The sequence below is a fragment of the Rhodopseudomonas pentothenatexigens genome, assembly GCF_900218015.1.
GTDB classification, from domain to species: domain Bacteria; phylum Pseudomonadota; class Alphaproteobacteria; order Rhizobiales; family Xanthobacteraceae; genus Rhodopseudomonas; species Rhodopseudomonas pentothenatexigens.
Genome location: NZ_UFQQ01000015.1, coordinates 1 through 13624, shown reverse-complemented (window position 1 = coordinate 13624; position 13624 = coordinate 1). Strand labels below are relative to the sequence as shown.

At 65.2% G+C, this 13624-nt stretch carries 10 protein-coding genes; 5 read left to right on the top strand and 5 right to left on the bottom strand.

Annotated features, from left to right (window positions below; translation table 11 throughout):
• The first annotated feature begins 176 nt into the window (after positions 1–176).
• Positions 177–1922: a putative bifunctional diguanylate cyclase/phosphodiesterase gene (locus DWA33_RS15180; RefSeq protein ID WP_114358919.1), complete on the top strand. Its 1746-nt coding sequence runs from the start codon at positions 177–179 to the stop codon at positions 1920–1922.
• 266 nt (positions 1923–2188) lie between these two features.
• On the opposite strand, the gene phaR is transcribed toward DWA33_RS15180, so the two are convergent.
• Positions 2189–2779 carry a polyhydroxyalkanoate synthesis repressor PhaR gene (phaR, locus tag DWA33_RS15175; protein WP_114358918.1) on the bottom strand — a complete coding sequence of 197 codons (591 nt, stop codon included), beginning with the start codon at positions 2777–2779 and terminating at the stop codon, positions 2189–2191.
• A 280-nt stretch (positions 2780–3059) separates the two neighbouring features.
• On the opposite strand from phaR, the gene DWA33_RS15170 reads away from it, so the two are divergent.
• The 3 genes from DWA33_RS15170 to yddG all read left to right on the top strand — a co-directional run bounded on the left by DWA33_RS15170 (position 3060) and on the right by yddG (position 6089).
• The gene (locus DWA33_RS15170; protein ID WP_114358917.1) at positions 3060–4238 is read left to right on the top strand and encodes an acetyl-CoA C-acetyltransferase; all 1179 of its coding nucleotides are present in this window, start codon (positions 3060–3062) and stop codon (positions 4236–4238) included.
• 182 nt (positions 4239–4420) lie between these two features.
• Positions 4421–5146 (top strand): acetoacetyl-CoA reductase, encoded by a 726-nt coding sequence (phbB, locus tag DWA33_RS15165; RefSeq protein ID WP_114358916.1) that lies wholly within the window; start codon positions 4421–4423, stop codon positions 5144–5146.
• A 76-nt stretch (positions 5147–5222) separates the two neighbouring features.
• Entirely contained in the window at positions 5223–6089 is an 867-nt protein-coding gene (gene yddG, locus DWA33_RS15160; RefSeq protein WP_114358915.1) for an aromatic amino acid exporter YddG, read from the top strand.
• 37 nt (positions 6090–6126) lie between these two features.
• Here the strand turns inward: yddG and DWA33_RS15155 are convergent, their stop codons facing one another.
• Positions 6127–6642: a TIGR02281 family clan AA aspartic protease gene (locus DWA33_RS15155; RefSeq protein WP_114358914.1), complete on the bottom strand. Its 516-nt coding sequence runs from the start codon at positions 6640–6642 to the stop codon at positions 6127–6129.
• Positions 6643–6772: 130 nt separating this feature from the next.
• A complete protein-coding gene (hrpB, locus tag DWA33_RS15150; RefSeq protein WP_114358913.1) occupies positions 6773–9370 on the bottom strand; it encodes an ATP-dependent helicase HrpB in 2598 nt (865 codons plus the stop codon).
• Positions 9371–9539: 169 nt separating this feature from the next.
• On the opposite strand from hrpB, the gene DWA33_RS15145 reads away from it, so the two are divergent.
• Positions 9540–10595 (top strand): acyltransferase family protein, encoded by a 1056-nt coding sequence (locus DWA33_RS15145; protein ID WP_114358912.1) that lies wholly within the window; start codon positions 9540–9542, stop codon positions 10593–10595.
• A gap of 118 nt (positions 10596–10713) precedes the next feature.
• Here the strand turns inward: DWA33_RS15145 and scpC are convergent, their stop codons facing one another.
• Both scpC and DWA33_RS15130 read right to left on the bottom strand, forming a co-directional pair.
• Complete coding sequence (gene scpC / locus DWA33_RS15135) at positions 10714–12273, bottom strand: succinyl-CoA:acetate CoA-transferase ScpC (protein ID WP_114358911.1); 1560 nt, start codon at positions 12271–12273, stop codon at positions 10714–10716.
• A 730-nt stretch (positions 12274–13003) separates the two neighbouring features.
• Positions 13004–13624 (bottom strand): porin (locus DWA33_RS15130; protein ID WP_181902420.1); only part of this gene is annotated, 621 nt, incomplete at its 5' end.

Genomic DNA, 13624 nt, shown 5'->3' with positions numbered 1-13624 from the left:
GCAAGTCGTGTGCCGGAGCCTCCACCTCGTAGTATGCCGAGGCTGGGCGTTCCGTTCCTGCCCCGCAATCCGAATTGGTTTCCAATTTCTTTATATTATCGAGCTAGTGTTGGGGCGTTCGGCCGACCTATCCTGCACAGGAGAATCACCTGACAGCGTCCCGAAACGAGGCAATCGTGTCGTCCGCCGCGCCTGCGCCCTGCACCCCGACCACGCAGACCACGGTCGCGCCTGATCGGTCGCTGCTGTCGCTTCTCGGGCAAGCTGCCTTCACGTGGGATCTCGCTTCGGACGCACTGAGCTGGACCGGGCGGGTTGACGACCTGTTTCAGGATATTCCGGCCGAGATGCTGGCCACTGGCGCGAGTTTCGCGGCGATGCTGGAGCCATCCCGCGCCATCCGGTCCGAAGCCTTGCTCCACGGCGCCGCCTCGGTAGGCCCCGGCTGTGTGCCGTACCGGATCGAATACGGAATCCGCGCATCGACATCGGCCGCGGTGAGCTGGATCGAGGAGACCGGCGTCTGGTTCGCGGGACCAGATGGTCGTCCGGCGCGGGTCGAGGGTATCGTTCGCATCAACAACGAACGCCACGCCCGTGACGAACAGCTCTTGAAACTGTCGCAGCACGATCCGCTGACCGGTGAACTCAACCGCACGCACCTGATCGCCGCGCTGGCTGAAGCGATCGAGGAAGCTTCGCGTTTCCGCACCAATCTGTCGTTCATGCTGGTCGGTGTCGATCATCTGGCGCGCGTCAATGATTCGTTCGGCTTCGATGTCGCAGACGAAGTGATCTCGACCATCGCCGGACGGATCCGCAGCCGGTTGCGCGCCGGCGATCAGCTCGGCCGGTTCTCCGGCAACAAGTTCGGCTTGGTTCTGAAGAACTGCACGGTCGACGACGCCCATATCGCGGCCGAGCGATTTCTTGCCGCGGTGCGCGACGAGATCGTGCCGACCAAGTCCGGTCCGGTCTCGATCACCGTGTCGATTGGCGCGGTCAGTGCGCCGCGCCACGCTCGCACCGCCGATGAAGCCATCAACCGCGCCCAGGAGGCACTGGCCGCCGCCAAGCACCGACGCAGCGGCTCGTTCGCGATGTGGCGGCCCAATGTCGAGCGAGACACCCAGCGGCGGGTCAATATTCGCGTCACCGACGAGATCGTCACCGCGCTGAACGAGCGCCGCATCGTGCTGGCTTACGAGCCGGTGGTCGACGCAGCCTCGCGTGTGCCGGCCTTCCACGAATGCCTGGTGCGGATGAAAACAGACGACGGCCAGGTGCTGCTCGCGCCGGACATCGTGCCGGTGGCCGAACGGCTCGGCCTGATCCGGCTGGTCGATCATCGCGTGCTGGAACTGGTGGTGGCCGAACTCGCCGCAGCGCCGGGCGTGACCCTCAGTCTCAACATCTCGCCCGACACCACGATCGATGCCGATTGGTGGGCCGGAATCGAATCGTTGATGCTGGCGCATCCCGGCATCGCTGAACGGTTGATTGTCGAGATCACCGAGACGGTGGCGATTCCCGACCTCGACGAGGTGCGCGGCTTCGTCAATCGGCTCAAGACCCTCGGCGCCAAGATCGCGATCGACGATTTCGGCGCCGGTTACACTTCGTTCCGCAATCTGCGCAACCTCGGCGTCGACATCGTCAAGATCGACGGGGCGTTCGTGCAGAACATCGCCCGGTCTCCCGACGATCGTGCCTTCGTGCAGACGCTGATCGACCTGGCGCGCCGGCTCGGCATCAAGACCGTGGCCGAATGGGTGCAGGACGAAGAATCCGCGCAGCTGTTGCGCGATTGGGGCTGCGATTACATCCAAGGCCGCTTGATCGGCTTGGCGTCGCAGCAGCGGCCGTGGCCGCTCGCCGCCGGCGGCGCGGCCGTGAACGCCATCGGCCAAGGCGCTCAGTAAGATGGCCGGAAAAAGCCGGGAGATGACGGGAATTCGGAGAGAACCACTCGGCCGATGAGCCGAGGGCACCGGGTCCTCATCCTCAGGAGCCCGGCAAAGCCGGGCGTCTCGAAGGATGAGGAGCCGTAGTATCTGTGGCGCATAGTTTGTCTGCGACGCATAGTGTGTCTGCGGCGCATGGATCGAGACGGCGCTTCGCGTCTCACCATGAGGCTCTGGTGAGTACGCGGAGGTTCGGCCCGGAGTCCGCCAAAAACAGGACCGCCCTATTCGTCTTTCTTCGGCTGTTCGAGCGACATCCGCTCCAGTCGGTCCTGCATCTCTTTCATCTGCCGCCGCAGATCTTCGATGCTGTCGGTGCCGCCGCCGGCTTCGGCCGGAGCTTCCTCCGCTGATTCGTGACTCGGTGGACGCGGCACGAACATCGAGAAGGTCTGCTGGAACAGCTCCATGTTGCGGCGGACGGTTTCTTCCAGCGGCGCGAACGGCGTCATGCTGAAGGTCGACGCCATCTGCTTGCGGAATTTCTCCTGCTCGCGCGTCAGCGAATCGATCGACTGCTCGAGATACTTCGGCACCACCATTTGCATGCTGTCGCCGTAGAACCGGATCAGTTGTCGAAGGAAAGTGGTCGGCAGAAGATTCTGCCCGGCCTTGTTCTCTTGCTCGAAGATGATCTGCGCGAGCACGCTGCGGGTGATGTCGTCGCCGGTCTTGGCGTCATAGACGAGGAAGTCCTCGCCATTCTTCACCATGGCGGCGAGATCTTCGAGCGTCACGTAAGTACTGGTGCCGGTGTTGTAGAGTCGCCGGTTCGCGTATTTTTTGATGGTGGTCGGTTGGTCTGATTTCGCCATGTCACCCACACACACGGAGGATAAGGAACCCGCCGCCTCCCGACAGCAGGCTGAGACGCAATGCAATAAAGTAAGCACTTTCAATGCCCTTCGGCTACCGTTTTGTGCAGGGTCGACGAAGCGCCGCCGCCGGGGCGAATTTGTCGGCCATAAAGGCCGGGACGCGTGTGCCGGATTGACACGCCGCCGCCGGCTTCACAGGATGTGCGCCGACACCGGCACGCCAACCAGGCCCCGCCGTCCAAGAGACCGTCGAAAAACTCAAGCCCAGGAGATGTCCATGTCGGACGATGTCGTCATCGTCAGCGCCGCTCGCACCGCTGTCGGAAGTTTTAACGGCGCTTTCGCCACCACGCCGGCGCACGAACTCGGTGCGGTCGCGATCAAGGCCGCGCTGGAGCGCGGCGGAATCGATCCGGCGCAGATCTCCGAAGTGATCATGGGCCAGATCCTGACCGCCGGCCAGGGGCAGAACCCGGCGAGACAGGCCTCGATTGCCGCCGGTATTCCTGTCGAAAGCCCGGCCTGGGGCGTCAACCAGCTGTGCGGCTCCGGCCTGCGTTCGGTTGCGCTGGGTTATCAGGCGCTGATGAACGGCGATTCCGACATCGTTGTCGCGGGCGGACAGGAATCGATGAGCATGGCGCCGCATGCGCAATATTTGCGCGGAGGCGTAAAAATGGGCGCGGTCGAACTGGTCGACACCATGCTCAAGGACGGCCTGTGGGACGCCTTCAATGGTTACCACATGGGCAACACCGCCGAAAACGTCGCGCGGCAATGGCAGATCACCCGCGATCAGCAGGACGAATTTGCGGTGGCTTCGCAGCAGAAGGCCGAAGCGGCGCAGAAGGCCGGCAAGTTCAAGGACGAGATCGTCCCGGTGACGATCAAGACCCGCAAGGGCGACATCGTGGTCGACAGCGACGAGTATCCGCGCCACGGCGCCACGCTCGAAGCGATGGCCAAGCTGAAGCCGGCGTTCGAGAAGGACGGCACCGTCACCGCGGGTTCGGCGTCGGGCATCAACGACGGTGCCGCGGCGGTGGTTCTGATGACCGCCAAGCAGGCGGAGAAGCTCGGCAAGAAGCCGCTGGCGCGGATCGTGTCGTGGGGCCAGGCCGGCGTCGATCCGAAGATCATGGGGACCGGTCCGATCCCGGCGTCGCGCGCGGCGCTGAAGAAGGCCGGCTGGTCGGTCGGCGATCTCGACCTGATCGAGGCCAACGAAGCGTTCGCGGCGCAGGCCTGCGCCGTCAACAAGGATCTCGGTTGGGATACTTCCAAGGTCAACGTCAACGGCGGCGCGATCGCGATCGGGCATCCGATCGGTGCGTCGGGTGCGCGCGTCCTTGTGACGCTGCTGCACGAGATGCAGAAGCGCGACGCCAAGAAAGGTCTCGCCACGCTGTGCATCGGCGGCGGCATGGGCATCGCGATGTGCCTCGCGCGCGATTGATCGCTGCGTGTCGCGACGATGTCGCGATACACGGACTGATCAGTTGCAGTGCAAGAACGATTGTTCAAACGCCCGGCAGATTGCCGGGCGTTTTTGCTTGATGTTCACGAGCGAGCATCCTTTTATTCGAAAAGACACAATCGCGTTCTAGACAAAAAAGGAATTGCGGGAGGAGCTTTGCAATGACGCGGGTGGCGTTGGTGACTGGGGGAACGCGCGGTATCGGTGCGGCAATCAGTAAGGCGTTAAAGGCGGCGGGTTACAAAGTCGCAGCGTCTTATGCGGGCAACGATTCGGCAGCAGAGAAATTCAAGAACGAGACGGGTATTCCGGTATACAAATGGGACGTGAGTTCGTTCGACGCCTGTGCCGAGGGGGTCAAGAAGGTCGAAGCCGAACTCGGGCCGGTCGACGTTCTGGTCAACAATGCCGGCATCACCCGCGACGGCGCCTTTCACAAGATGACGCTCGAACAGTGGAACGCGGTGATCAACACCAATCTCGGATCACTGTTCAACATGACGCGTCAGGTGATCGAGGGCATGCGCAATCGCAAGTTCGGGCGCGTCATCAACATCTCGTCGATCAACGGCCAGAAGGGGCAGTTCGGCCAGGTCAATTATTCGGCCGCAAAGGCGGGCGACATCGGCTTCACCAAAGCGCTCGCGCTGGAGAATGCCCGCGGCGGCATCACCGTGAACGCGATCTGCCCGGGCTACATCAACACCGAGATGGTGCAGGCGGTGCCGAAGGACGTGTTGGAAAAAGCGATCCTGCCGCTGATCCCGTGCAACCGGCTCGGCGAAGCCGAGGAGATCGCTCGTGCGGTGGTGTTCCTCGCCGGCGACGATGCCGGCTACATCACCGGCTCGACCCTGACCATCAACGGCGGCCAATACATGGTGTGAGGCACACCGGCGGGCTTTCGATCCTCGCGCGGCGCGTCGTTCGCGCTGTCGCAAGGTTCTGCCATCAGGTGTGCGCATGACGTCGCGCGTTGCGACACTGATCGGGCTGTCGGCGATCCTGATGTGGTCGCTGCTGGCGGTGATGACGGTGGCGACCGGCACCATCCCGCCGTTTCAGCTCGCGGCGATGACATTCGCGATCGGCGCGCTGGCTGCGGCGGTCGGGTGGATCGTGCGTCCCGGCGCGATCCGCGCGCTGCGCCAGCCGCCGCTGGTGTGGGCGGTCGGCGTCGGCGGGCTGTTCGGATATCACGCGTTGTATTTTCTGGCGCTGCGGCTGGCGCCGCCGGCCGAGGCCGGGTTGCTGAACTATCTGTGGCCGCTGCTGATCGTGCTGTTCTCGTCGCTGCTGCCGGGCGAGCGGCTGAAGCTGCATCATGTCGCCGGCGCGTTGCTCGGACTTGCCGGCACGGTATTGCTGTTCACCGGTAACGGCGCGGCGATCGAGCGGGCGTATCTGCCGGGGCTGGCTGCGGCATTCGTGGCGGCATTCGTGTGGGCGAGCTACTCGGTCTTGTCGCGCCGGCTGAGCGCGGTGCCGACCGATGCGGTCGCCGGGTTCTGCCTGGCCACCGCGCTGCTGGCTGCACTGGTGCACGGACTGATCGAAACCACGGTGTGGCCGGACGGCGGGCTGCAATGGATGGCGATCGTCGCGCTCGGCATCGGGCCGGTCGGTGCGGCGTTCTATGCCTGGGACATCGGCATGAAGCGCGGCGATATCCGCGTGCTCGGCGCTGCGTCCTATGCGACGCCGCTGCTGTCGACCGCCTTCCTGATCGTTGCCGGTTACGCCCGTCCCACCGCGGCACTGGCAGTGGCGGCGCTGCTGATCGCCGGTGGCGGATTGCTGGCAGCCAAGGACATGCTGAAGCGCGGCTGACGGTGCGCCGACCGCCGCGCGTGCGTCGAGAAGAGGCCTATTGTTCGAGCACCATCCGGCCGTCGGCATAGGCGAAGCGCTTCAGCTTCGACAGATACGACAGGCCGAGCAGGTTTTCCGACAGCGCCTCGTCCGGCAGCACCAGCGCATCGACGTCGCGCACGATCAGCCCGCCGATGTCGAGCATCGCGATCCGCGCCCGCGCGGCTTTGACCTGGCCGTTCGCGGTCGATACCTGCGCGGTGTAGTCGCTGCGCGACGGCCGCAAACCGAACCGCGCCGCCGAGCTTTCGTTCAGAGCCACCACCGACGCGCCGGTGTCGACCATGAAAGTGAGGCGCTGGCCATCGATCCGACCGTCGGTGCGGAAATGGCCGCGGGCATCGCTGTTGATCGCCACGCTGCGGATCGCGATGGCCGGGCCCGCCGCCACGCCCGCGGTGCGGGTCGCGGCATGGGCTTGTGCGGGGGCGGGCATGATCCGATCGGCAAGCTGGGCCATCGCGAGACCGAGCCCGATCATTACACCGGCAAGAATCAGGATGCTACGCATGACGCATACTCACGGAACGAGACGCCGCGGCGATTGGATCACGCGCGGGTGCCGGGCGCGACCGCGTCGCCCGATGCACCTGGCTGTTTTTGGCCAAAACGGTGAGCGAAAGCTTAATGCCGGCGGCGCCTCAGGTGCCTTTCGGCTTGGCGCGGCGGGTCGGCGGCGCCGACGCGGGGTCCTCGGGCCAGGGGTGGCGCGGATAGCGACCGCGCAGATCGGCCCGCACCGCGGCATAGGAGCCACGCCAGAAGCCCGGCAGGTCGCGCGTGACCTGCACCGGGCGATGCGCCGGCGACAACAGTTCCAGCACCAGAGGCACCGCGCCACCGGCAACCGAGGGGTGGCTGGTGAGGCCGAACAATTCCTGCAGTCGCACCGCGATGGTCGGGCCCTGTTCGGCCTCGTAATCGATCGGCAGTTTCGATCCGGTCGGCGCTTCGAAATGCGTCGGCGCTTCGCGGTCGAGCCGGGCGCGCAGCTCCCACGGCAGCAGGTTCATCAGCGCGTCCGACAGGTCGGACGCAGAAAAATCCTTCAGCCCGGTCTTGTCGAACAACGCCGGCACCAGCCAAGTCTCGCGCGCCGCAGCCAGAGCGGCGTCGGATAGGTCCGGCCACGGTTCGCCTTCGGCCTTGCGCAGGAAGAGCACCCGGCCACGCCATTGCTGAAGCGGCTTCGACCACGGCAGGCGGTCGAGCCCGGCCGTGACGAGACCATCGGCGAGCACGCGGGCGGTCTGTTCGGAGGGCGTCAACGCCAGCGGCGTTTCGGCCAGCGTGATGGCGTGCAGCGAGCGCCGCCGCCGGGCCCGCAGGGTCATGGCGGCGCGGTCGAAACTCACTTCGTCGGCGTCGGTGATCTGATCGCCGAAATGCCGCTCGATCTCGGCGAACGTGATCGGCGCCGCCAGCAGGATCCGGCCCTGCGCGGCACTGCCGGTGAGTTCGCCGACCGCCAAATACGGCGCGCGCGCCAGCGCAGAGCTCTGTTCGATCGCCGCGCCGCGGCCGTTGGCCAGCGTGAAGCTGCCATTGCCGCGGGTTTTAGCGACGCGATCGGGGAAGGCGAAAGCGAGGAGGACGCCGGTACTTAGCTCCCCTCCCCCTTGCGGGGAGGGGTCGGGGGTGGGGGTGCTCCGAACCGCAGCCGTGCCCGTTGTCCCCCCACCCCGACCCTCCCCCGCAAGGGGGGAGGGAGAAGAGGGTGCCGCGTTTTGCGGCGAAGCGGGTGAAGTCGCGCCGCGATTGTCCGCCTGCCTTGCCCAGCGCTGCGCCATTTGCTTCGCGCTCGTGGCGCGTTGCGAACGATCGCGGCGAAACTGGTCGCGCCGATGGTCGAGGTCGACGCTGTCGCCGCCCAGCCCGCGCTCGGTCAGGATCGCGGCGATTTCGGCGGCATCGTCGGCGCAGCCGTGGCGGGCGGCATCGACGATCATCCGTGCCAGCCGTGGCGGCAGCGCCATCGCTCGCAGGCTGCGGCCCTCGTCGGTGATGCGCCCGTCCGGGTCGAGCGCGCCGAGCTCGCCGAGCAGCTCGCGGGCTTCCTTGAGCGCCGGGAGGGGCGGCGGATCGAGAAAGGCCAGCGACGACGGATCGGCAACCCCCCATTGGGCGAGATCGAGCAGCAGTGACGACAGATCGGCGGACAGGATTTCCGGCTGCGTATAGGCCGGCAGCGAGGCGGTCTGCGGCTCGTCCCACAGCCGGTAGCAGACGCCGGGTTCGGTACGGCCGGCACGGCCGCGGCGCTGGTCGACCGCGGCGCGAGACGCCCTTACCGTCTCCAGCCGGGTCAGGCCGAGATCCGGCTCGTAGCGCGGCACCCGCGACAGTCCGCAATCGACCACGATCCGCACGCCCTCGATGGTCAGCGAGGTCTCGGCGATCGAGGTCGCCAGCACCACTTTGCGCTGGCCCTTCGGCGCAGGCTGGATGGCGCGATCCTGAACCGCGGCGTCGAGCGCGCCAAACAGCGGCACGATCTCGACCGCCGGATCGTGCACCCGCTCGGCCAGCATCGTCTCGGTGCGGCGGATCTCGGCGGCACCGGGCAGAAACGCCAGCACCGAGCCGGGCTCGCCGCGCAGCGCCTGCGCGATCGCCTCGGCCATCTGCCGCTCCAGCGGCGCATCGGCCTTCCGGCCGAGATAGCGGGTCTCGACCGGAAACGCCCGGCCGAGGCTCTCGACCACCGGCGCATCGCCGAGCAACCGGGCGACGCGGGCGCCGTCGATGGTTGCCGACATCACCAGAATGCGCAGGTCTTCGCGCAGGCCCTGCTGGGCGTCGCGGGCCAGCGCCAGGCCGAGATCCGCGTCGAGCGAGCGCTCGTGAAATTCGTCGAACAGCACCGCCCCGACGCCGTGGAGTTCCGGATCGTCCAGGATCTGGCGAGTAAAGATGCCTTCGGTGACGACCTCGATCCGGGTCTTGCGCGACACCTTGGAGCCGAACCGGACGCGGTAGCCCACGGTCTCACCGGCGCTCTCGCCCAGCGTCCTGGCCATCCGCTCGGCGCTGGCGCGGGCGGCGATCCGTCGCGGCTCCAGCACAATTATCTTCTGCCCCTTCAGCCACGGCGCATCGAGCAGCGCCAGCGGCACCCGCGTGGTCTTGCCGGCGCCCGGCGGCGCCACCAGCACCGCGGTGCTGCCGGCCGCGAGCGCGGACGTCAGGTCACCGAGGGCGTCGTCGATGGGAAGCGGCGTGTCGAAGATTGTGGGCAAGGATCACTCGGAGCTGAACAGCGCGGTTGGTTAACAGAAACCATAATCGGCGGCAAAACCGCCGCGGCGATCACAATCCACCAAACCCGGCACATTCCTTGATCCGCGCAACACTAACGCAACCGATCGTGCCGAAGATGCGTCCGAGCCGCATCAGACGGGAACAACCATGACTGCGAACGGCACATATGCTCCGGCCCGCATGCACGGCGACCGCGTCGACTGGGTCGACTATGCGAAGGGGATCTGCATCATCATGGTGGTGATGATGCACTCGGTGCTGGGCGTGGAGGCCGCCGCCGGCCAGACCAGTTTCATGCATTACGTGGTGGAGTTCGCCCGTCCGTTCCGGATGCCGGACTTCTTCCTGATCTCCGGCCTGTTTCTGGCGGTGGTGATCGACCGCGACTGGCGCACCTATCTCGACCGCAAGGTGGTGCATTTCGCTTACTTCTACGTGCTGTGGGTGACGATCCAGTTCGCCTTCAAGGCGCCGAGCTTCGCCGCCGAGATCGGCTGGGCCGGAGTCGCCAAGCTGTACGCGCTGTCGTTCATCGATCCGTTCGGCACGCTGTGGTTCATCTATCTGCTGCCGATCTTCTTCGTCGTCACCAAGCTGACGCGGCGGCTGTCGCCGCTGCTCGTCTGGGGAACCGCGGCGCTGCTGGAATCGCTGCACGTTTCCACCGGGTGGATGGTGCCCGACGAGTTCTGCGGCAAGTTCTTCTATTTCTACACCGGCTATCTGTTCGCCCGGCAGGTGTTCGCGCTGTCGGACACGGCCCGTGCCCGGCCGGCGCTGGCGCTCGGAGGGCTGATATTGTGGGTGGCGATCAACGCCGCGATCGTATCTCTCGGCTGGGCGGACCTGCCGCTGGTCTCGCTGCTGCTCGGCCTCGCCGGCGCCTGCGCGATCATCACGGCGGGCACGCTGCTCGCCGAGAGGCGCTGGCTCGACGGCCTGCGGTTCTGCGGCGAGCATTCGATCGTGATCTATCTGGCGTTCTTCCTGCCGATGGCCGTCAGTCGCACGCTGCTGCTGAAGTTCGCACCGTTTCTCGATGTCGGCGTGATTGCAATCGCCGTGAACGTCGCCGGGGTCATCGGTGCGCTGATCATCTGGAAGCTGGCGGTCAAGAGCGGGGCGACCTTCCTGTTCGAGCGACCCGACGCATTCTGGATCGCTCCTCGGAGGAAGACCGCCGGATTGCAGCCGGCTGAATAATCAAAGTTTGCTTCTCGTCGGTGCCAGGAGCGAAGCGACGAAGCAATCCAGCTCAGTGCACCGAGCTTTGGATTGCTTCGCTTCGCTCGCAATGACGCGAGAGGGACGTAGTCGGTCCCTACCGCCAGGCGTCGGCCTGCACCACGGCGTCGTCGCGCCAGGCCTCGCGGGCGGCCTTGTTGGCCATCCAGTTCGGCAGGAAGGTCAGCGCTTCGTCTAGAATGTGCGGGGTGTGGAGGCCCGGCGAATATTCCAGCGCGCGCTTGAAATACTCCTTCAGCGCCGGCCGGAAGGTCGGGTGTGCGCAGTTCTCGATGATTACCTTGGCGCGCTGCTTCGGCGACAGGCCGCGCAGATCGGCGAGACCCTGCTCGGTCACGATCACCTGGACGTCGTGCTCGGTATGGTCGACGTGCGAGGCCATCGGCACAATACAGGAGATCTTGCCGCCTTTTGCGGCCGACGGTGTCATGAAGAACGACAGGAAACTGTTTCGGGCGAAGTCGCCGGAGCCCCCGATGCCGTTCATGATGCTGGTACCCATCACGTGGGTCGAGTTGACGTTGCCGTAGATGTCGGCCTCGATCATGCCGTTCATAGCGATTACGCCGAGCCGGCGGATCACCTCCGGGTGGTTGGAGATCTCCTGCTGCCGCAGCACGATCCGCTCGCGATAGAAGTCGAGATTGCGCAGGAATTCATCGTAGCCGTCGGGCGACAGCGACAGCGCGGTCGCCGAGGCGTGGGTCAGCTTGCCCTTGCGCAACAGGTGCAACATGCCGTCCTGCAGCACTTCGGTATAGGCGGTGAGATTTTCGAACGGCCCGTCTTCGAGCCCGGCCATTACCGCGTTGGCGACATTGCCGACGCCCGATTGCAGCGGCAGCAGGTTATGCGGCAGCCGACCCTTCTTCACCTCGTGGCCGAGAAAATCCAGGATGTGGCCGGCGATCGCCTGCGACATGTCGTCGGGCGGCGAAAATGCCGAGTTGCGGTCGGGCAGGTTGGTCTCGACGATCGCGACGATCTTGGCCGGGTCGCAGCGCAGATACTGCTCGCCGATTCGATCGCCGGAGGCGACGATCGGGATCGGCTTGCGGTTCGGCGGCAGTTGGGTGCCGTAGTACACGTCGTGCATGCCTTCGAGGCGGATGTCCTGCCAGGCGTTGACCTCGAGGATCACCTTGTCGGCGAGATCCAGCCAGGTCTTGTTGTTGCCGATCGACGACGACGGGATCAGGCTGCCGTCCTCGCGGATGCCGGCGACTTCGACGACCGCGATGTCGAGCTTGCCGAGGAAGCCGAACCAGGCGTGCTGGGCGACGTGCGACAGATGGATGTCGATGTACTCCATCCGCCCGGCGTTGATGCGTTTGCGGCAGGTCGGATCGGATTGATACGGCAGCCGCATTTCGATGCCGTCGACCTTGGCCAGCGCGCCATCGAGCTCGGGCGCGGTGGAGGCGCCGGTCCAGACGCTGACCTTGAACTTCTGGCCGCGGGCGTGATGCGCGTTGATGCGTTCGGCGAGCGCCAGCGGCAGCAGCTTGGGATAGCCGGCCCCGGTGAAGCCGCTCATGCCGACATGGGCGCCGGACGGGATCAGCGCGGCCGCATCGGCTGCGGTCATGACCTTGGAGCGGAGGTGGGGAGCAAGGATGCGCTCGGCGTTGACCATCAACGACTCTTTCTTGCTAGGAGCGGCCAGGGGATTGATGCGATTCGTCTAGTCGCTGTGACGAAAAGAACCATGCAACCTATGGCGAAGGAGGCATGCGCGCAGCCCGGGAAGGGCGCCCTGCGCGGCATCTGATCGCCGCATCCGGCACAGCGCTATTCGGCAGCTGTTTGATTCCTCAATCAAACTCCGTCGCATGAATTGACCGCCGATGCCGAAGACGTCCGAGTTAAGCGAGGCGGGTGGCATGCTGTGTTTGCAAGGCTGGTCCGCGCCGATAACGGTCGTCGACCGGTCCGTGTGCCGGAGGTGCTGGCCGGCCGTCGCTGGCCTTGCAAAAGCGAAAACCTCCGGCAGGGCATTGCCGGAGGTTTCCTGGAGGTCTCATGAAGGAATCGAAATCTTCTCCTTCGACGGTCACCGATCACCCGCTGACCTTGCTCATAAGTATATGAGTATTTTGCCTGACTACAACAGGTAATTTACTCAATGAGTACCGCCCATCGACAGCCGATATCCGCACTGATGCGCGAAAACAGACCTGTGGCGAGCAGAAGGGACGAACTCTGCTGATAACGATGCGCTGAGCCGAGCGCGTCTTCAGATCCGAACTTGCGTTTGTGCAGTCGGTCAGCTGACAGCCGGAATCAATCAGATCGTCTCCGCCCGCAAAGAAAAACCCCGGCGGTTGCCCGCCGGGGTTGGTCGATGATCGCTTTGGAAGCGAGGATCAGAAATTGCGCTGAACGCGGAGGTTGCCGCTCCAGACGCCCTGGTCCTTGAACTCGTAGAACGCGGCCGGCTTGGTCGCCGCAGCGGTCAGCGGCAGCACGCCGGTCGAGGCCTGGTCCAGATAGGTGTACATCACTTCGCCCGACAGGGTCAGACCCTTGACCGGAGTCCAGCGGGTGACGGTACCGATCTGGGAGATCGCGAAGTCCGGGTTGCAGCTGAAGCCGGCCACGTTGGCGCCCAGACCGGTGCAGATCAGAGCGGTCGCGGTGCCGTTGTAGTCGATCTTGGTGTACGATCCGAACAGCGAGGTCGACCAGTACGGGCTCCAGTTGTGGTTGAACGCACCACGGACGCCCCAGGCATTGGTCTTTTCGATGCCGGTGCCGTTCAGGTTGTTGGTGCCGGCGAACACGCCGTCAGACGCAACGCCGAACGCGACGCTCTGGTAGGTACCCGGCACCGAGTTGTTGCCGTAGATCGCGAACGAGTTCGGGCTCACGCCGCCCAGCACGTACCGGCTGGCGCCGTTCGAGTAGGTCGCCGTGATGTTGATGCTGTCGCCGGGGCCGGTCGGCAGGTTCTTGAGCGACAGAGCGCCCTGCACGGCGTAGCCCCA

What these genes read in the sequence shown, in the direction of transcription:
- DWA33_RS15170 (WP_114358917.1), top strand. Translation starts at nt 3,060, where the DNA reads ATGTCGGACGATGTCGTCATCGTCAGCGCCGCTCGCACCGCTGTCGGA.
- DWA33_RS15145 (WP_114358912.1), top strand. Translation starts at nt 9,540, where the DNA reads ATGACTGCGAACGGCACATATGCTCCGGCCCGCATGCACGGCGACCGC.
- phaR (WP_114358918.1), bottom strand. Translation starts at nt 2,779, where the DNA reads ATGGCGAAATCAGACCAACCGACCACCATCAAAAAATACGCGAACCGG.
- DWA33_RS15155 (WP_114358914.1), bottom strand. Translation starts at nt 6,642, where the DNA reads ATGCGTAGCATCCTGATTCTTGCCGGTGTAATGATCGGGCTCGGTCTC.
- yddG (WP_114358915.1), top strand. Translation starts at nt 5,223, where the DNA reads ATGACGTCGCGCGTTGCGACACTGATCGGGCTGTCGGCGATCCTGATG.
- phbB (WP_114358916.1), top strand. Translation starts at nt 4,421, where the DNA reads ATGACGCGGGTGGCGTTGGTGACTGGGGGAACGCGCGGTATCGGTGCG.
- scpC (WP_114358911.1), bottom strand. Translation starts at nt 12,273, where the DNA reads ATGGTCAACGCCGAGCGCATCCTTGCTCCCCACCTCCGCTCCAAGGTC.